Annotated in this window: 16 protein-coding genes, 5 tRNA genes and 1 pseudogene; 17 read left to right on the forward strand and 5 right to left on the reverse strand. The window is 70.6% G+C overall.

Annotated elements, in window-relative coordinates:
* Positions 1-2: 2 nt before the first annotated feature.
* The gene (locus tag AB0O21_RS04875; RefSeq protein WP_365166230.1) at positions 3-3,680 is read right to left on the reverse strand and encodes a nitrate- and nitrite sensing domain-containing protein; all 3,678 of its coding nucleotides are present in this window, start codon (positions 3,678-3,680) and stop codon (positions 3-5) included.
* Between the two features lie 566 nt (positions 3,681-4,246).
* On the opposite strand from AB0O21_RS04875, the gene AB0O21_RS04880 reads away from it, so the two are divergent.
* The 10 genes from AB0O21_RS04880 (at position 4,247) to AB0O21_RS04925 (ending at position 8,899) form a co-directional block, all read left to right on the forward strand.
* Positions 4,247-4,435, forward strand: coding sequence for a hypothetical protein (locus tag AB0O21_RS04880; protein ID WP_365166232.1), 189 nt, complete (start codon positions 4,247-4,249; stop codon positions 4,433-4,435).
* 98 nt (positions 4,436-4,533) lie between these two features.
* Complete coding sequence (locus AB0O21_RS04885; protein WP_365166234.1) at positions 4,534-5,322, forward strand: fumarylacetoacetate hydrolase family protein; 789 nt, start codon at positions 4,534-4,536, stop codon at positions 5,320-5,322.
* Positions 5,315-6,790 (forward strand): glutamate--tRNA ligase, encoded by a 1,476-nt coding sequence (gene gltX, locus AB0O21_RS04890; protein ID WP_365166237.1) that lies wholly within the window; start codon positions 5,315-5,317, stop codon positions 6,788-6,790. The genes AB0O21_RS04885 and gltX overlap by 8 nt, the downstream gene beginning before the upstream one ends.
* 123 nt (positions 6,791-6,913) lie before the next feature.
* Entirely contained in the window at positions 6,914-7,585 is a 672-nt protein-coding gene (locus AB0O21_RS04895; protein WP_365166240.1) for a DUF4241 domain-containing protein, read from the forward strand.
* 10 nt (positions 7,586-7,595) lie between these two features.
* Positions 7,596-8,324 (forward strand): HAD family hydrolase, encoded by a 729-nt coding sequence (locus tag AB0O21_RS04900; protein WP_365166242.1) that lies wholly within the window; start codon positions 7,596-7,598, stop codon positions 8,322-8,324.
* Between the two features lie 86 nt (positions 8,325-8,410).
* Positions 8,411-8,482 (forward strand) — tRNA-Gln (locus tag AB0O21_RS04905).
* 27 nt (positions 8,483-8,509) lie between these two features.
* A tRNA-Glu gene (locus AB0O21_RS04910) sits at positions 8,510-8,582 on the forward strand.
* A 61-nt stretch (positions 8,583-8,643) separates the two neighbouring features.
* Positions 8,644-8,716: transfer RNA gene (locus AB0O21_RS04915), tRNA-Glu, on the forward strand.
* Positions 8,717-8,740: 24 nt separating this feature from the next.
* A tRNA-Gln gene (locus AB0O21_RS04920) sits at positions 8,741-8,812 on the forward strand.
* A 14-nt stretch (positions 8,813-8,826) separates the two neighbouring features.
* Positions 8,827-8,899: transfer RNA gene (locus AB0O21_RS04925), tRNA-Glu, on the forward strand.
* Between the two features lie 154 nt (positions 8,900-9,053).
* Here the strand turns inward: AB0O21_RS04925 and ndgR are convergent.
* Positions 9,054-9,770: an IclR family transcriptional regulator NdgR gene (ndgR, locus tag AB0O21_RS04930; protein WP_007266782.1), complete on the reverse strand. Its 717-nt coding sequence runs from the start codon at positions 9,768-9,770 to the stop codon at positions 9,054-9,056.
* A gap of 184 nt (positions 9,771-9,954) precedes the next feature.
* Here ndgR and leuC point away from each other — a divergent pair, with 184 nt between their 5' ends.
* The 4 genes from leuC to AB0O21_RS04950 all read left to right on the forward strand — a co-directional run bounded on the left by leuC (position 9,955) and on the right by AB0O21_RS04950 (position 13,159).
* Entirely contained in the window at positions 9,955-11,379 is a 1,425-nt protein-coding gene (leuC, locus tag AB0O21_RS04935; protein ID WP_365166245.1) for a 3-isopropylmalate dehydratase large subunit, read from the forward strand.
* 5 nt (positions 11,380-11,384) lie between these two features.
* Positions 11,385-11,978 (forward strand): 3-isopropylmalate dehydratase small subunit, encoded by a 594-nt coding sequence (leuD, locus tag AB0O21_RS04940; protein WP_365166247.1) that lies wholly within the window; start codon positions 11,385-11,387, stop codon positions 11,976-11,978.
* Between the two features lie 137 nt (positions 11,979-12,115).
* A complete protein-coding gene (locus AB0O21_RS04945; protein ID WP_030009267.1) occupies positions 12,116-12,343 on the forward strand; it encodes a hypothetical protein in 228 nt (75 codons plus the stop codon).
* A gap of 144 nt (positions 12,344-12,487) precedes the next feature.
* A complete protein-coding gene (locus AB0O21_RS04950) occupies positions 12,488-13,159 on the forward strand; it encodes an HU family DNA-binding protein (protein ID WP_365166249.1) in 672 nt (223 codons plus the stop codon).
* Between the two features lie 340 nt (positions 13,160-13,499).
* Here the strand turns inward: AB0O21_RS04950 and cofC are convergent.
* Positions 13,500-14,147, reverse strand: a pseudogene (gene cofC / locus AB0O21_RS04955) (2-phospho-L-lactate guanylyltransferase); the annotation flags it as partial.
* Between the two features lie 160 nt (positions 14,148-14,307).
* Here cofC and AB0O21_RS04960 point away from each other — a divergent pair.
* From AB0O21_RS04960 to AB0O21_RS04970, 3 genes are read left to right on the forward strand one after another with little or no spacing between them, the layout of a single operon-like run.
* Entirely contained in the window at positions 14,308-15,060 is a 753-nt protein-coding gene (locus AB0O21_RS04960) for a lysophospholipid acyltransferase family protein (RefSeq protein ID WP_365166252.1), read from the forward strand.
* Positions 15,057-16,067, forward strand: a complete 1,011-nt coding sequence (locus AB0O21_RS04965; RefSeq protein WP_365166254.1) for an NAD(P)H-dependent glycerol-3-phosphate dehydrogenase — start codon at positions 15,057-15,059, stop codon at positions 16,065-16,067. The genes AB0O21_RS04960 and AB0O21_RS04965 overlap by 4 nt, the downstream gene beginning before the upstream one ends.
* A 39-nt stretch (positions 16,068-16,106) precedes the next feature.
* On the forward strand, positions 16,107-17,264 hold the full coding sequence (locus AB0O21_RS04970) for a D-alanine--D-alanine ligase family protein (protein WP_365166257.1): 1,158 nt from the start codon (positions 16,107-16,109) through the stop codon (positions 17,262-17,264).
* A 109-nt stretch (positions 17,265-17,373) separates the two neighbouring features.
* Here the strand turns inward: AB0O21_RS04970 and AB0O21_RS04975 are convergent, their stop codons facing one another.
* Positions 17,374-17,859, reverse strand: a complete 486-nt coding sequence (locus AB0O21_RS04975) for a DUF3515 family protein (protein WP_365166259.1) — start codon at positions 17,857-17,859, stop codon at positions 17,374-17,376.
* 56 nt (positions 17,860-17,915) lie between these two features.
* Positions 17,916-18,149 carry an Lrp/AsnC ligand binding domain-containing protein gene (locus tag AB0O21_RS04980; protein ID WP_030028650.1) on the reverse strand — a complete coding sequence of 78 codons (234 nt, stop codon included), beginning with the start codon at positions 18,147-18,149 and terminating at the stop codon, positions 17,916-17,918.
* Positions 18,150-18,291 lie beyond the last annotated feature (142 nt).

The following is an 18,291-nucleotide window of genomic DNA, read 5'->3' on the forward strand; positions in this document are numbered from 1 at the left end:
AACTAACGCTCCTGCTGGTAAGTGGGGTCGATGTGGTAACTGCCGGTCGCCGGACCGCTGTTGCCGGCCTGGCGACCCTGCTGAATACCCCGTCGGAGGTTGGTCAGACGGCCGCGGACGTCGTCGGGTGCCCGCGAGACCTGCGGACCGGCCTGCGCGTCGGACTGCTGCTGCGCGGTACCGGCCACGAGGTTCGCCCGCGGGACCCTGCGGGGCAGCCCCGAGGTGGTGATCCCGCCGGCGGCGGGCTGGCGCACGCGCTCGGCCTGCCGCATCAGCTCGTCGTTCGGCGAGGAGCGCCAGCTGACGGTCGGCGTGGCGCCGGTCGTCGCCGCGGCGGGCTCGGCCGCGTGCTCCTGGCCGCGCTGCGGCAGCTGGTGCTGCTGCGGGGCCGGGACCGCGGGGGCGGACTGCTGCGGCTGCTGACCCTGCTGGGGGATCGCCGTGGCCGGTGCCTGCGGGGCGGGCGGCTGCCCCTCCTCGCGGAACCAGTTCGACTCCAGCGTGTCGAAGATCGGGCTGCGGGCCTCGCCCCGGCTCGGGGCCGGCGGCAGGGCCTCGGGCTGCGGCGCCTGCGGAAGGCGCGGAGCCTGCGGCTGCTGCTGCGGGGCCTGCTGCGGAGCGTACCCGCCGACACCGGGGCCGCCGGGACGCTGGGGCTGGTAAGCACCCGGGCGCTCGAACTGGCCGGTGGTCGACTGGTCCTGGAAGCCCCGTACGTCCGGACGCTCGAACTGCCCGGTCGTGCTGTTGCCGGCGTTCCCCTGGGGGAGCGGGGCGTTGAAGTCCGGGCGGGCGAACTCGGCAGTGGAGCCGGGGCCCGAGAGCTCGTCGTGGCCGCGGGCCTGGTCGGCACCCCAGCTCGTGGTCTGCGGGGCGGGAAGCTCCGCACGCGGAGCACCGCCGCGCGGCGGCAGCTGCGGCCGCTGGCCGTTCTGAGCCGGCGCCGCGGGGGCGGACTGCTGCTGGAACGACTGGGGCTGCGGCTGCGGCTGCGGCTGCGGCTGCTGCGGCTGCTGCTGGGGCTGCGGGGCCTGCGGCTGCTGCTGCGGGCGCTCGAAGCCGTTGCCCTGCGGGAACCCCGAGGGGCCGGCCGTCGGACGGGCCTGCGGGCCACCGGACAGCCCGGCACCCGTGAAGCCCGGAGCGCCGGCACCCGCGCCGGCCGCACCGCGGCCCGGCAGCGGAGCACCGCCGCCGAAAGCACCCTGGCCCTGGCCCGTGCCGGTCGGACCGGTCGGAGCACCGCCGCCGAAGCCGCCCTGGCCGCCCTGCTGCGGGCGGGCACCGGGACCGGACGGCTGCTGCGGCCGGCCACCCTGCGGGCCGCCATTGCCGTCGCGGCCCGGCAGCGCGGCACGCTGACCGCCCGCGCCGACCTGGCCGCGCTGCGGACCCGCGCCGACGGACTGGCGTGCGGCCGGACCGGGAACGGAGCCCTGCGCGGCGGGGCCGCCGGCCGGAGCCTGGCCGCCCGGACCACCCGGCTTCTTGCCGCCCTGGGCGACGTCCACCGGAAGCATGACGAGGGCCGTCGTACCGCCCGAGTCGGAGGGGCGCAGCTGGATGCGGATGCCGTGTCGCAGGGACAGCCGGCCGACCACGAACAGGCCCATGCGGCGGGAGACGGAGACGTCCACGGTCGGCGGCGCCGCGAGGCGCTCGTTGATCGCGGCGAGGTCCTCGGGGGAGAGGCCGATGCCGGTGTCGTGGATCTCGACGAGCACGCGGCCGTCGGGAAGCGCGTGACCGGTGACCCTGACCTTGGTCTGCGGGGAGGAGAACGAGGTGGCGTTCTCCAGCAGCTCGGCGAGGAGGTGCACGAGGTCGTTGACGACGCGGCCGGCGACATCGGTGCCCGGCACCGAGGCCAGTTCGATGCGCTCGTACTGCTCCACCTCGGACGCGGCGGCACGGAGCACGTCGACGAGCGGGACGGGGCGGGTCCACCGGCGGCCCGGCTCCTCGCCCGCGAGGACGAGGAGGTTTTCGCCGTTACGGCGCATGCGGGTCGCGAGGTGGTCGAGCTTGAAGAGCGAGGAGAGCTGGTCCGGGTCGGCCTCGCGCGACTCCAGCTCGGAGATGAGCGAGAGCTGACGCTGGATGAGGCCCTGCGAACGGCGCGAGAGGTTGGTGAACATCGCGTTGACGTTGCCCCGCAGGAGGGCCTGCTCGGCGGCGAGGCGGACGGCCTCGCGGTGCACGTCGTCGAAGGCCGCGGCCACCTGGCCGATCTCGTCGCGGGTGTGCACGCCGACGGACTCCACGGACGTGTCGACGTCCTGCGGGTCGGACTCGGAGAGCTGCTTGACGAGCTCGGGCAGGCGGTCCTGGGCAACGCGGGTGGCGGTGTCCTGGAGCCGGCGCAGCGAGCGGATCATCGAGCGGGCCATGACGAAGGCGCCGACGAGGGAGACGCCGAGCACGAGGAGGATCAGGGCACCGTTGATGATGGCGTCCTGCTGCGACTCCTGCTTGAGCTCGCGGGCCTTCTGCTCCATGTCCTCGAGCAGGCTGAGCTCGATCTGCTTCATGGCGGAGAGCTTGGTGCCGTCGGCGTCGTACCAGTCGAGCCAGGAGCGGTTCTTCTCGCGGAGGAAGGCGTCCTGGGTGGAGAGCACGCGGCGCGCGTAGTGGTCGGCGGTGGCGATCTCGGAGTTGCCGTCGCCGAGGCCGGCGAGGAGTTCCGTGGAACTGCCCTGGTAGACGAGCTCGAAGGTCTTCTTCGACTGCTGCTCACCGCGCTGGGCGGAGAGCGCGTACAGACGGTCGTTCTCCTTCAGGTTGCCCTGCCGGTCCGAGGTCTCGGGGAGCGAGGCGGCGATGATCGCGCGCTGGATGGAGGCGTACTCCTTGGCGGAGGAGAACGCCGCCAGGGCGCGCGTGCGCTTGATCATCTCCGGGTTGGAGGTGGCCTGGGCCATGTCCTGGGAGAGGGAGAGCAGCGAGACGATCAGCGCGTTGTACTCGGTGACGGTCTGCTGGGCACCGCTGGCGTACGCGTGCTTGCGGATGTCCTCGATGTTGCCGAGCTGACGGGCGATCTGCAGGATGTTGTTGCGGATCGACTTGAGGGTGTCGTCCTTGCCCTCGACGTCTTCGATCTTGTCCGTCGCGGCGGCGAAGGCCTTCGCCGCGTTGTCGGTCTCCTGGCGCTTGCCGTCGACCGTGCTGTTGCTCTTGCCCTGGGAGAGCGAGAGCGGACCCGCCGAGATGTCCCGCTCCTCCTGGAGCATGGCGGCCAGGTGGGTGGCCTGCCGGGTCATCGTCGTCAGCAGCTGCATGTGCTCCAGCTGCGCGATGTCGTTGAGCGAGTCGTTGATACGGACGCCACCGAGCGTGGTGGCGGCGACGACGGGCAGGGTCAGCAGCGACACGAGGCGCGTGCTGATTCGCCAGTTCTGCATGGCGAGACGGGAACCGGGCCCGCTGGGGGCCTTCGGTATCGCCGTGTCCTGCTGCTCGGTCTGCCCGGCCTTGGCGGGCTTCCCGCGGCCCTTCGCCTTCACCGTGGCGGAGGCGTCGTGGCCCGCGCCTTCGACAGCCGGCCCGCGGTTCTGGGCGTGCTGGGGCGAGGTGCCACGGTCGGTCCCGCGCGGCTCCTGCTCGGCCGCGGCATCCCCACGGCCCTGGCGGGCCTGGGGAGACCCCTTGCCATCCCTCTTGAATCGTCCCTGCACTAGCGTCGCAACCTCTGGACCAGGCGTTCCCCCGGGCGACCGGTGGAACGGTGTCGAGTCGTGGGGCACTAACGGCCCCATGGTGGTCGTCGGTGACCGGCGCGTCTCCCTCTCATGTGCCACCGCGCTCGGCGCTAGTCGCGCCACCTGCGCGCCGGTTGATTCCCGCGGTGGTCCCGCGAATTCCAGCACAGTGGCGGATCTCCAACAAGGTGCGCGTGTCGGCCCGGAGAGTCGGTGACGGCTTGTGACAGCCGTGCTACGGGATGTGGAGTCCCTTTCGGGAGAAACCGGACGTACATCGCCCAAACGTCAAGGGCTATGGGGTGTCCCAGTCGAGATGATCAGGAGCGGAATGGAGCATTCAGTGGCGCAATGTCCGTTTCTTCGGGGCGTATTGACTGCCTGTTATGCCCGTATTGCCGGGTCGCTGGTGAGCAAACTCACATAGCCCTGGCCATTACTTACCGGTTCGGCGAGGGATTTAGATGTTTAGCCTTGCCCTTTACACGGTTGACGGCCGCGTCAACCGACCCTCACCGACCTAGCCGAGGCCCGAAGCTCCCATGAAGACGACGTCGATGTTCCGCAACATAGCCAACCCCCGCCGCACGACCCTCGCGCACCTCAAGGACGCAGAGGAGCTGCAGGCGGCCCCGGCCACCCCGGAGCACTCCGTCGAGCTGCCGGCCCAGACCGCCAACCCGCGCCGCACGGTCCTGATGGACGCGCCGGTCGTCACCGCCGCGCCGTAGCCGCCCCCGGAATCAACGCGAAGCGCCCCAGCCCCGCGCGTTAGCCTGGAGTCCGCAGACTCCAGCCAGCGGAAACACAAGAGGGGCAGACGCAACACGTGCGCATCGCCAGGTTCTCGATCGACGGCAATGTCGCCTTCGGCGCGGTCGAGGGCGACGCCGCCCCCGGCGCCGAGGGGGAGCTCGTCCTCGACATCATCAAGGGCATCCCGTTCGCGGACTTCGAGCTCTCCGGCACGAAGGTCCCGCTGAGCAAGGTCCGGCTGCTGCCGCCGGTGCTCCCGAACAAGGTCGTGGCCATCGGCCGCAACTACGCGGAGCACGCGGCGGAGCTCGGCAACGAGGTCCCGGAAGCTCCGATCACCTTCTTCAAGCCCTCCACCTCGGTGGTCGGCCCGGGCGACCCGATCGCGTACCCCTCCTTCTCCCAGGACCTCCACCACGAGGCGGAGCTCGCCGTCGTCATCGGCCGCATGTGCCGCGAGGTCCCGCGCGAGCGCGTCAAGGACGTCATCCTCGGCTACACCTGCGCCAACGACGTCACCGCGCGCGACGTCCAGCAGCGCGAGAAGCAGTGGGCGCGGGCCAAGGGCTTCGACAGCTCCTGCCCCCTCGGCCCCTGGATCGAGACCGACCTGGACCCGAGCGATCTGACCATCCAGTGCACGGTCAACGGCGAACAGCGCCAGCTCGGCCGCACCAGCGACATGGTCCGCTCCATCGAGGACCTGGTCGTGCACATCACCGAGGCCATGACGCTGCTCCCGGGCGACGTCATCCTCACGGGGACCCCGGCCGGAGTCGGCCCCCTCAACGTCGGCGACGAGGTCGCCGTCACCATCGAAGGCATCGGCACTCTCACCAACAAGGTGATCAAGCGTGGCTAACGCGACCCCCCGCGTACGTTTCTGTCCGTCCCCGACCGGCAACCCCCACGTGGGCCTGGTCCGCACGGCACTCTTCAACTGGGCGTTCGCCCGCCACCACGGCGGCACGTTCGTCTTCCGCATCGAGGACACCGACGCGGCGCGCGACTCCGAGGAGTCGTACGACCAGCTGCTCGACTCGCTGCGCTGGCTCGGCTTCACCTGGGACGAGGGTCCCGAGGTGGGCGGCCCGCACGCCCCGTACCGCCAGTCCGAGCGCATGGACATCTACAAGGACGTCGCCCAGCGGCTCCTCGACGGCGGCTACGCCTACAAGTGCTACTGCACCACCGAGGAGCTCGACGCGCGCCGCGCGGCCGCCCGCGCCGCCGGCAAGCCCTCCGGCTACGACGGCCACTGCCGCGAGCTGACCCAGGTCCAGGTGGAGGCGTACGAGGGCGAGCACCGCGCGGCCATCGTCCGCTTCCGGATGCCCGACGAGCCGATCACCTTCACGGACCTCGTCCGCGGCGAGCTCACCTTCACCCCGGACAACGTGCCGGACTTCGGCATCGTCCGGGCCAACAGCGCCCCGCTGTACACGCTGGTCAACCCGGTCGACGACGCGCTGATGGAGATCACGCACGTCCTGCGCGGCGAGGACCTGCTCTCCTCCACCCCCCGCCAGATCGCCCTCTACAAGGCGCTGATCGAGCTGGGCGTCGCCAAGACCACCCCCGCCTTCGGCCACCTGCCGTACGTGATGGGCGAGGGCAACAAGAAGCTCTCCAAGCGCGACCCCGAGGCCTCGCTCAACCTGTACCGCGAGCGCGGCTTCCTCCCCGAGGGCCTGCTGAACTACCTCTCGCTGCTCGGCTGGTCCTTCTCCAAGGACCAGGACGTCTTCTCGATCGAGGAGATGGTGTCGAAGTTCGACATCGACGGCGTCAACGCCAACCCGGCGCGCTTCGACCTGAAGAAGGCCGAGTCGATCAACGGCGACCACATCCGCCTGCTCGACCCGAAGGTCTTCGCGGACCGCTGCGCCCCGTGGCTCCAGGCCCCGCACGCCAACTGGGCGCCGGAGGACTTCGACACCGAGGCGTGGGCGCGCATCGCCCCGTACGCCCAGACCCGCGTCACGGTCCTCTCCGACATCACGGCCAACGTCGACTTCCTGTTCCTCAAGGAGCCGGTGGAGGACCAGGCGTCCTGGGACAAGGCGATGAAGGGCGAGCCGGCGGCCCTCCTCACCACGGCCCGCGAGAACCTCTCCGCCGCCGACTGGTCGGACCCGGAGTCCCTCAAGCAGGCCGTCCTGACCGCCGGCGAGGCCCACGGCCTCAAGCTCGGCAAGGCCCAGGCCCCGGTCCGCGTGGCGGTCACCGGCCGCACGGTCGGCCTGCCGCTGTTCGAGTCCCTGGAGATCCTGGGCAAGGACCGCTCCCTGTCCCGCATCGACGCGGCCCTGGCGAAGCTCTCCGCGTAGCTTTCCCGTACGTCCCACAGGGGGCGGCGCCCGGACCTCCGGCCGCCGCCCCCTGTGGCGTTGTCGGAGCCGGGCCCTATGGTGCGCACAGTTGATCTCCGCCCCACCAGGAAGGCCGCAGCCGTGCCCATGACCGCCCCCGACTACTCCCTGCACTTCACCCCCGGTCACACCTTCTCGTACGAGAGCGGCGTGACGGGGACCATGGCGACGGTCGGGGTGGGCGAGCTGTCGCTGCCCACCGGCCGGGTCGTGGCCTGCGACCCGTTCGTCTACCTGGGGTCGGGCGACGTCGAGCCCTTCACCGCGCAGGTGCCCCCGGGCCGTTACCGGGTGGAGGCCGCGATCGCCACGCTGGCGCGTCCGGGGGAGCCCGCGGCGGCGCGCCCGCACACCCGGGTCGCCGCGGCCCGCCTCGTGATCCGTGACGTCCCCGCGGTGACCTGGGAGATCGCACTCCAGGAGGGGCAGGACCCGGCGGAGCTCGGCGAGGACGAGTTCTACGGCTACGGAGTGGACGCGGGCACCGGCTGCTTCTACGACCCCTCCGCGGACGGGGCGTTCCCCGGCACCGAGGAGGAGGAAGGGCCGGTCTGGGCGGCCATGGAGGCCGCCGGGGACGGCCCCATGATGTTCCTCGCCGAGGGACGGGACGGGCACAACCTCGCCGCCTTCACGTCCGGCTGGGGCGACGGGGCCTACCCGACCTGGGTCGGCCGGGACGCCGCGGGGGAGATCACCTGTTTCCTGACGGACTTCTTCGTCGTGCCCACCGAGGACGCGCGCCGGGCGTAGGCTCGGCACCATGCCGATCCGCGCCGTGCTGTGGGACATCGACGACACCCTGTTCGACTACACCGGGGCCGACGCCGCCGGGCTCGCGCGGCAGCTGGCGGCCGAGGGGATCGCGGAGCGGTACGGGACCCCCGTGGAGGCGCTCGCGCTGTGGCGGCGGATCACCGACCGGTACTGGGAGCGGTTCGCGGCCGGTGAGGGCACCTTCCAGGGGCAGCGCCGGGACCGGGTGCGGGAGTTCCTGGAGGAGCCCGGGATGACCGATGACGAGGCCGATGCCTGGTTCGACCAGTACGTCGAGCACTACAAGGCCGGCTGGAAGGTCTTCCCGGACGTGGTGCCCGTACTCGACACCCTCGCGGCGGACTACCGGCACGGGGTGCTCTCCAACTCCTCCCTCGTCAACCAGGACCCCAAGCTCCGCGACCTCGGCCTGCGCGACCGCTTCGAAGTGCTGGTCTGCGCCGTCGAGCTCGGGGTGAGCAAGCCCGAGGCGGGCGCCTTCCTCGCGGCGTGCGAGGCGCTCGGGCTGCCGCCGGGCGAGGTGGCGTACGTGGGGGACCAGCCCGAGATCGACGCCCGCGGGGCCCGTGATGCCGGCCTGCGGGCCTTCTGGCTCGACAGGACCGGCGGCCGGGGGCCGGGACCCGAGGGCGCACACCGGATCGAGGGCCTCGACCAGCTCCCGGAGCTGCTGGCGGCAGATACCCGTTTTGGAGCACGGTCAGGCATCCGGTAATGTTCTTTCTGCGCCGCCGGAGCGGGCCGAAAGGCCGGACGGGGGCGCCACTCGAAAGAAAATCCCCCCAAGGGCTTGACTTTCAGTGGGGTATAGTGTAATTGGCAACACGAGGGTTTCTGGTTCCCTTATTCTAGGTTCGAGTCCTGGTACCCCAGCGCAGTGCAGCAGTAACGCAGTGCTTTGCCCCCGTTGTGTAGCGGCCTAGCACGCCGCCCTCTCAAGGCGGTAGCGCCGGTTCGAATCCGGTCGGGGGTACAGATCCTTCCCGCGAGATCTCCAGGGTCGCACCCGGATGTTTTGATGCAGGATCGCTAGGGCCCCCGTTGTGTAGCGGCCTAGCACGCCGCCCTCTCAAGGCGGTAGCGCCGGTTCGAATCCGGTCGGGGGTACTGTGGTCTGGTCTAGACCACCCTTGGGCTATGGTGTAATTGGCAACACGAAGGTTTCTGGTTCCTTTGTTCTAGGTTCGAGTCCTGGTAGCCCAGCGCAGTACCTGCAAGCCCCCGTTGTGTAGCGGCCTAGCACGCCGCCCTCTCAAGGCGGTAGCGCCGGTTCGAATCCGGTCGGGGGTACGCACAGGAGAGGCCCTCCGCGTTCATCGCGGAGGGCCTCTTCGCTTTGTCCGCGCACACCTCACAAGTGCGGGCCCGGAGGCGCGTGTTCGGACGTGTGCGGCGTCGTACGCGCCCCCGGGCCCGGAAGTGGACGGGGGAAGGTGGTGCAGGGTCAGCCGGAGCGGCGCAGGGCCTCCGTGAGGCGGGCGGCCGCGTCGATGACGGCCTGGGCGTGCATCCGGCCCGGGTGGCGGGTCAGGCGCTCGATCGGCCCGGAGACCGACACGGAGGCCACCACGCGGTTCGACGGCCCGCGCACGGGCGCCGACACGGAGGCCACGCCGGGCTCCCGCTCGCCGATCGACTGCGCCCAGCCGCGGCGCCGTACGCCCGAGAGCGCCGTCGCCGTGAAGCGCGCGCCCTGCAGGCCGCGGTGGAGCCGCTCGGGCTCCTCCCAGGCCATCAGGATCTGCGCGGCCGAGCCGGCCTTCATCGGGAGCGTGGAGCCCACCGGGACGGTGTCCCGCAGGCCCGACAGCCGCTCGGCGGCCGCCACGCAGATGCGCATGTCTCCCTGACGGCGGTAGAGCTGCGCGCTCTCGCCCGTCACGTCGCGCAGGTGGGTCAGTACCGGTCCCGCCGTGGCCAGCAGGCGGTCCTCGCCGGCCGCGGCGGCGAGCTCCGCCAGCCGCGGACCGAGGATGAACCGGCCCTGCATGTCCCTCGCCACCATCCGGTGGTGTTCCAGTGCCACGGCCAGCCGGTGTGCCGTGGGTCGTGCGAGCCCTGTCGCCGCGACCAGCCCGGCGAGGGTGGCCGGACCGGACTCCAGTGCGCTCAATACCAGAGCTGCCTTGTCGAGAACGCCGACGCCGCTAGAGTTGTCCATGAAACGATATTCGCGTCTCACACTGTGAAACGCAAGTTCAATTTTTCCAAGAACAAGCGAGTCTGTATGTGCGGGTCCACGAACCACTGGGTCCGAGCCGTCGTCCGAGACGTGGGGTACGGGCGATCAGGCGCAACAGATCTCTATGAAGCGCCGGCACAACCGGCCGGCCGGAGGGAAAGCGATGGGTAGGACACTCGCGGAGAAGGTCTGGGACGACCATGTCGTCCGGCGCGCCGAAGGCGAGCCCGACCTCCTCTTCATTGATCTGCACCTGCTGCACGAGGTGACCAGCCCGCAGGCCTTCGAGGGTCTGCGCCAGGCCGGCCGCAAGGTCCGACGCCTCGACCTCACCATCGCGACCGAGGACCACAACACCCCCACGCTCGACATCGACAAGCCGATCGCGGACCCGGTCTCCCGGGCCCAGCTGGAGACGCTGCGCAGGAACTGCGCCGAGTTTGGCGTCCGGCTGCACTCGCTGGGTGATGTCGAGCAGGGTGTCGTGCACGTGGTGGGGCCGCAGCTGGGTCTGACCCAGCCGGGTACCACCGTGGTCTGCGGTGACTCGCACACCTCCACCCACGGCGCCTTCGGTGCGCTGGCCTTCGGCATCGGCACCAGCCAGGTCGAGCACGTGCTGGCCACCCAGACGCTGCCGCTGGCCCGCCCGAAGACGATGGCGATCACCGTCACCGGCGCGCTGGCCGAGGGTGTCACCGCCAAGGACCTGATCCTGGCGATCATCGCCAAGATCGGCACCGGCGGCGGCCAGGGCTACATCTTGGAGTACCGCGGCGAGGCCATCGAGAAGCTGTCGATGGAAGCCCGCATGACCATCTGCAACATGTCGATCGAGGCCGGCGCCCGGGCGGGCATGATCGCCCCGGACCAGACCACCTTCGACTACCTCCAGGGCCGCGACCACGCCCCCGCGGGCGAGGACTGGGACGCCGCGGTCGAGTACTGGAAGACCCTGCGCACCGACGAGGACGCGGTCTTCGACGCGGAGGTCGTCATCGACGGCGCCGCGCTGTCCCCGTTCGTCACCTGGGGCACCAACCCGGGCCAGGGCGCGCCGCTGTCGGCCAACGTCCCCGACCCGGCTTCGTACGAGGACGCTTCGGAGCGTCTGGCCGCCGAAAAGGCCCTGGAGTACATGGGGTTGACCGCCGGGCAGCCGCTGCGCGACATCAAGGTCGACACCGTCTTCGTAGGCTCCTGCACCAATGGCCGCATCGAGGACCTGCGCGCCGTCGCCGGGATCATCGAGGGCCGCAAAGTCGCCGACGGTGTGCGGATGCTGGTCGTCCCGGGCTCGGTCCGGGTCGCCCTGCAGGCCGTGGAAGAGGGCCTGGACAAGGTCTTCAAGGAGGCCGGCGCCGAATGGCGGCACGCGGGCTGCTCGATGTGTCTGGGCATGAACCCCGACCAACTGGCGCCCGGTGAGCGCTCCGCGTCCACCTCCAACCGCAACTTCGAGGGCCGGCAGGGCAAGGGCGGACGCACCCACCTGGTCTCCCCGCAGGTGGCCGCGGCCACCGCGGTGCTGGGCCACCTGGCCTCGCCCGCCGACCTGTCCGCCGCCGACGCGACCGCCGGAGTCTGAGAATCATGGAAGCCTTCACCACCCACACCGGCCGGGCCGTCCCGCTGCGCCGCAGCAACGTCGACACCGACCAGATCATCCCGGCCCACTGGCTGAAGAAGATCACCCGCGACGGGTTCGAGGACGGGCTGTTCGAGGCCTGGCGCAAGGACCCGGAGTTCGTCACCAACCGCCCGGAGCGCCAGGGCGCGACCGTCCTGGTCGCCGGCCCCGACTTCGGTACCGGTTCCTCGCGCGAGCACGCTGTCTGGGCCCTGCAGAACTTCGGGTTCAAGACGGTCATCTCCTCCCGCTTCGCCGACATCTTCCGCGGGAACTCGCTGAAGAACGGCCTGCTCACGGTCGTCCTCCCGCAGGAGACCGTCGACCGGCTGTGGGAGCTGACCGAGGCCGACCCGACCGCCGAGATCACCGTCGACCTCGTCGCCCGACAGGTCCGCGCGGAAGGCGTCGTCGCCGAGTTCGAGCTCGACGACAACGCCCGCTGGAGGCTGCTGGAAGGGCTGGACGACATCTCGCTCACCCTTCAGAACGAAGCGGACATCGCCACGTACGAAAGTGCGCGTCCCACCTTCAAGCCGCGCACGATTCAGGCCTGATTCCTGCCTGATCAGCGCTTATTCACCCTCGGGTGATCACATCGACAACACTGTGCCCCCCACCGGATGGTGGGGGGCACAGCTGTGTGTTGAGGCCCCGTGAGGCGACAACTCGCCCCAGATGGCACAATCTGTGCATGGAACGCGACAGTCAACTTGAGCTCTACGAACTCGTCGCCGACCGATTGAAAGAAGCACACACAAGGGTGCGCTCACTGCAAGTCCCGGAGGGCGTAAGGATGGCGCTGTCCCGGAAGCTGTTGGTCGTCACGGCCGCGGCGAAGCACGATCTCGCCGATGCGGCAAGGCGCCTGGACAGGTTGATGAAGGACCTCGACGAGGGTCGATTCCCTGAAGGCGACTGATGCGAAGGAACTCCGTAAGCGCCTCCGGCGTTGCGGCACTAGGGTGATTAGCCCGTTTCGTGTTTGATTTGCGGTATATATCCGCCTAACGTGCGAAATAAGCTTGAACACATTCGTTCTGGCGAAGTCTCCGAAGGGGAAGACGTGAACAAGGCGCAGCTCGTAGAAGCGATTGCCGACAAGCTGGGCGGCCGTCAGCAGGCCGCGGACGCTGTCGACGCGGTACTGGACGCGATCGTCCGCGCTACCGTCGCGGGCGACCGGGTCTCGGTCACGGGCTTCGGCTCGTTCGAGAAAGTCGACCGGCCGGCCCGTTACGCCCGCAACCCCCAGACGGGGGAGCGCGTCCGGGTCAAGAAGACCTCGGTGCCCCGCTTCCGCGCCGGCCAGGGCTTCAAGGACCTGGTCAGCGGCACGAAGAAGCTCCCCAAGGGCGGCGAGGTCTCGGTGAAGAAGGCGCCCAAGGGCAGCCTCACCGGCGGCGCCGCCGCGACGGTCAAGAAGGCCGTCGCGAAGAAGGCCACCACCGCCAAGAAGGCCGCGGCAAAGACCGCGGTCGCAAAGAAGACGGTGGCCAAGAAGACCACCGCCACCGCCAAGAAGACGGCCGCCAAGACCGCCGTGGCGAAGAAGGCCACCCCGGCGAAGAAGGCCGCCACCGTCAAGAAGGCCGCGACCGCGGCGAAGAAGACCACCGCCGCCGCCAAGAAGACCGCTCCGGCGGCCAAGAAGGCCACCGCGAAGACGACCGCGCCCGCCAAGAAGACGGCGACGCGCAAGGCCACCGCGAAGAAGACCACCGCCCGCAAGAAGTAGCAGCGGGGGCACGAGTCACACACGCCGGGCCGGTTTCCCACCTGCGGGAAGTCGGCCCGCGGCGCGTTCTGCGCAGGTCAGAGGGGCAAAGGGGCAAAGGGGCAATGAGGGACGGCGGGTGAGGGGCGGAAGGTCAGAACGTCTGCAGCGTGACCAGGGTGATCCGCAGCCCCGCGCCCTCGCCGTCCGTCTCGATCCGGACCCGCTGCCCGGGCCGCAGCATCAGCAGGCCCCCCGCGTCGAAGGCCGCGGCCTCGAAGGGCACCGGGGTGCCGTCGTCCAGCAGCACACTGCCGCTGCGGGTCTCGGAGTCGTACGTGTACGCGGTCGCCTGCATACCGGAACTGTATCGGGCCGTGTGACGCCCCACGCCAAGGGCGAGGGCCGTCCGCAGATCCGCCGCCGTGTCCACGTCCCGGCGGACGCTGTCGACGCCCTCCAGCGCGATTTCCACCGCCCCCGAGGCCGAATGCCTCGCCCGCGACGGCCCTCCGAACGAGGGTGCCAATTCCACAGCCGGAGCAGCCGAAAGCAAGGTCGTCCCGATTCCGGCGGCATCCGCCAGAAATGCCCGGGGAAATGCGGCGGCCGTATCGAGCACGCGTAGCAATTCGGGGGGCCGCAGCGCCGGCAGATCGGCGTTCATCGCGGCCACCGCCGCCCCGGGCCGCCGCGCGCGTATCGCCCGCGCCCCATGGGCCAGCGCCGCGTTGAGCCCGGCCCCCGGGGTGTCCGGAACGATTCGCGCACCCAGCCTGGCCAGTTCCGCACCGGCCGCCGCGTCGTCCGTGACGACCACCACATCCGCGACCGCCGCGCAGGCCAGCGCCCCCGCGACGGTGTCCTGGGCGAAGGCCAGGGCGAGACCGGGACGGGACCCGCCCACGGACTCGGCGAGACGGCTCTTGGCCACCGCCAGAGGCTTCAGCGGGACCACCAGACTCCACACGGCGTTCGTGGCCGCCCCCTTCCCTCGGGTTTCCCTCAGGCGCGCTCGGCCACCATTGTCACCTCCGCCCGGACGACCCCGGGGCCGTGTGCCGTGAGCGGGGCGTACGGTGTTCTCGACAGAGACCGGGCCGGGGTCCACACTTGTCCGGCCGACGAGGTGCCCGAGCCGCGCACCGGTCCTAGAGGAAGGTGTCCGAGTGTCCCGCCGCAGAATCGGCTTCTGGTACCGCCTGGCGGCGGTCATCGCAAAACCGCCGCTGGTAGTGCTCTTCAAGCGGGACTGGCGGGGAATCGAGCACATTCCGGCCGACGGCGGATTTATCACCGCCGTCAATCACAACTCGTATCTGGACCCGCTCTCCTACGCGCACTTCCAGTACAACACCGGCCGGGTGCCCCGATTGCTGGCGAAGGCCGCCCTGTTCAAGGTCCCCATTGTCGGCGCGATCCTGCGCGGCAGCGGGCAGATCCCGGTCTATCGGGAGTCCACCAACGCCCTGGACGCATTCCGGGCCGCCGTGGATGCCATCGAGCGCGGCGAATGCGTGGCCTTCTACCCGGAGGGCACGCTCACCCGTGACCCCGACATGTGGCCGATGGCCGGCAAGACCGGCGCCGCCCGTGTCGCGCTGATCACCAAGGCGCCCGTCATTCCGGTGGCGCAGTGGGGCGCGAACCTCGCGATGCCGCCCTACGCCGAGGAGAACAAGGTCAGCCTCTTCCCGCGCAAGACCCTCCAGGTGCTCGCGGGACCGCCGGTGGACCTCTCCGCCTTCTACGACCGGGAACCCACCCCGGACGTGCTCAAGGAGGCCACCGAGGTCATCATGGCGGCCATCACCGCGCTGCTGGAGGAGCTGCGGGGCGAAAGCGCCCCCGAGCAGCCGTACGACCATCGCAAGGCAAGGGCGGAACAGCGGCGCAAGGCCGCGGGGGAGGGCAAGAAGTGACACGTCCCATGAAGGCAGCCGTCTTCGGAACGGGCTCCTGGGGCACGGCCTTCGCCATCGTGCTCGCCGACGCCGGCTGCGAGGTGGTCCTGTGGGGCCGCCGCCAGGAGCTGGTCGACGCCATCAACACCGGCCGGACCAACCCGGACTACTTCCCCGACGTCGAACTCCCCGCGGGCATCCGGGCCACCACCGACCCGGCCGAGGCCGCGGCGGGCGCCGACTTCACCGTCCTTGCCATCCCGTCCCAGACCCTGCGCGGCAACCTCGCCGCATGGGCGCCCCTGCTCGCCCCCGAGACCGTGCTCGTCTCCCTCATGAAGGGCATCGAACTCGGCACCGCCAAGCGGATGAGCGAGGTCATCGAAGAGGTGGCCAAGGTCCCCGCCGAGCGCATCGCCGTGGTCACCGGCCCCAACCTGGCCCGCGAGATCGCCGCCCGGCAGCCCGCCGCCTCCGTCGTCGCCTGCGTGGACGAGGCCGTGGCCCAGCGCCTCCAGGCCGCCTGCCACACCCCGTACTTCCGCCCGTACACGAGCACCGACGTCATCGGCTGCGAGCTCGGCGGCGCCGTCAAGAACGTCATCGGCCTCGCCGTCGGCATCGCGGACGGCATGGGCCTCGGCGACAACACCAAGGGCTCCCTCATCACCCGCGGCCTCGCCGAAGCGACCCGCCTGGGCATCGCGATGGGCGCCGACCCGCTCACCTTCTCCGGCCTCGCGGGCCTCGGCGACCTGGTCGCGACCTGCTCCTCGCCGCTCTCCCGGAACCACACCTTCGGCACCAACCTGGGCCGCGGGATGACCCTGGAGGAGACCATCGCGGTCACCAAGCAGACCGCCGAGGGCGTCAAGTCCTGCCAGTCCGTGGCCGATCTGGCCCGTCGCCACGGGGTGGACATGCCGATCACCGACACCGTCGTCGACATCGTCCACCACGGCAAGCCTACCCTGGTCGCCCTCAAGGAGCTGATGGGCCGCAGCGCCAAACCGGAACGTCGCTGACACCTTTCCGGACGCTTGAGCGGGTACCCTCGTGGCGATATGAGCAGCGAGAACCTCCCCCAGACCCCTGAGCAGCAGGGCCGCAAGCCCCGCGTGGCCGTCGTGTTCGGCGGCCGCAGCTCGGAACACGCCATCTCGGTCGTCACGGCCGGCGCCGTGCTGCGCTCCATCGACCGGTCCAAGTACGAGGTGCTGCCCATCGGCATCACCACGGACGGCCGGTGGGCGCTGACCGCCGACGAGCCCGCGCGGATGGCCATCGCCGACCGGCAGCTCCCGAGCGTCGAGGAGCTCGCGGACTCCGAGGACGGCTCCGTCGTGCTCTCGGTCGACCCCGCCAACCGCCAGGTCGTCTACACCGAGCCGGGTGCCGTTCCCAAGGCCCTGGGCGAGGTCGACGTCGTCTTCCCCGTGCTGCACGGCCCGTACGGCGAGGACGGCACCCTCCAGGGCCTCCTGGAGCTCTCCGGGATCCCGTACGTCGGCTCGGGCGTCCTCGCCTCGGCCGTCGGCCAGGACAAGGACTACATGAAGCGGGTGTTCACCTCGTTCGGGCTGAAGGTCGGCCCGTACGTGACCATCCGCCCCCGCGAGTGGGAAGCCGACCAGGGCGCCGCCAAGGCCCGGATCATGGACTTCGCCGCCGAGCACGGCTGGCCGCTGTTCATCAAGCCCGCCCGGGCCGGCTCCTCCATCGGCATCACCAAGGTCGACGACGCCTCCGGCCTCGACGCGGCGATCCGCGAGGCCCGCCGCCACGACCCGAAGATCATCGTGGAGGCGCTGCTGCGCGGCCGCGAGATCGAGTGCGGCGTCCTGGAGTTCGAGGACGGACCGCGTGCGAGCGCGCCCGCCGAGATCCCGCCGGTCTCCAGCCACGACTTCTACGACTTCGAGGCGAAGTACATCGACTCCGCCACCGGGATCGTGCCCGCCCCGCTCACCGAGGCGCAGACCGCCGAGGTGCAGCGGCTCGCGGTCGAGGCCTTCGAGGCCGCTTCCTGCGAGGGTCTGGTCCGCGCCGACTTCTTCCTCACCGAGGACGGCGAGTTCGTCATCAACGAGATCAACACGATGCCGGGCTTCACCCCGATCTCGATGTACCCGCTGATGTGGCAGGAGTCGGGCATCGGCTACCAGGAGCTGGTGGACCGGCTGCTCCAGGCGGCCCTGCGCCGCTCCACCGGACTGCGCTAGCCGCACGAGGCCCCGGTACAGCCGACCGCCCGCCGCCCGCAAGGCCGGCGGGCGGCGGTGTGTCTCAGGCGGCGCTGTCTCAGGCGGCGCTGTCTCAAGCGGCGCTGTCTCAATACGTGGAGATGCCCTCGGGCACCGTCTTGGCCACGGCCGTGGACAGTCCGACGAGCATCCCCGCGTCCGTGGCATGCTCCTTGTCGACCAGGACCTCCGTGTACGCCAGCCGCAGCCCGGTGGTGAACCGGAAATCCCCGTTGTCCAGCTTCTCCAGCAGCCAGGCGACCCCGTTCACGTGGACGCCCTCCTGCCGGGGATCCGCCATCGCGGGGGGCTTGGGGATACCGCACCGCAGTACGATCGCCGAGCCGCCCCACGCGGCGGTCAGAGCGGACTCCGGTTCGGTCCTGGTCCGCGCCAGCCCGGCCACCGTCTCCGGGAGCTCCCCGTGCAGCGCCGCACAGAGCCCCGCGACCTCGGCCGGCGGCGTGGGAGGCGGTTCCACCCGGGCCTCGGAACCACCCGGGGAGCACGCCGCGAGGGCCACGAGGGCCATCACGGCGGGCACGGCGGCCAAGGTCGACAAGGCCGACGACATGCGGACACGGACGGACCGGCGGTGGAGGGACATCACCGGCCAACAGTAGACGGGGGCTACAGATGGACCACCGGGCAGGTCAGGGTGCGGGTGATCCCCTCCACCTGCTGGACCTTGGCGACGACCATGCGGCCGAGCTCGTCCACGGTGTCGGCCTGGGCGCGCACGATCACGTCGTACGGACCCGTCACGTCCTCTGCCTGGATCACCCCCGGGATCTGGCCGATGGACTCGGCGACGAACGACGCCTTGCCCACCTCGGTCTGGATAAGGATGTACGCCTGTACCACGGAACCTCCAGGGCGGCCACGAGGATCATTTCCCCTAACCTTCGGGTGGGCCCCACACGATCACAAGGGCCGGGGGAAGAAGGGACGCCACGGTACCGCGTCGCCGAGCGCCAAGGGGAGACCCTTCGGCCCGGCGCCGCGT

The sequence above is a fragment of the Streptomyces sp. NPDC091371 genome (assembly GCF_040684275.1).
Lineage (GTDB): Bacteria > Actinomycetota > Actinomycetes > Streptomycetales > Streptomycetaceae > Streptomyces.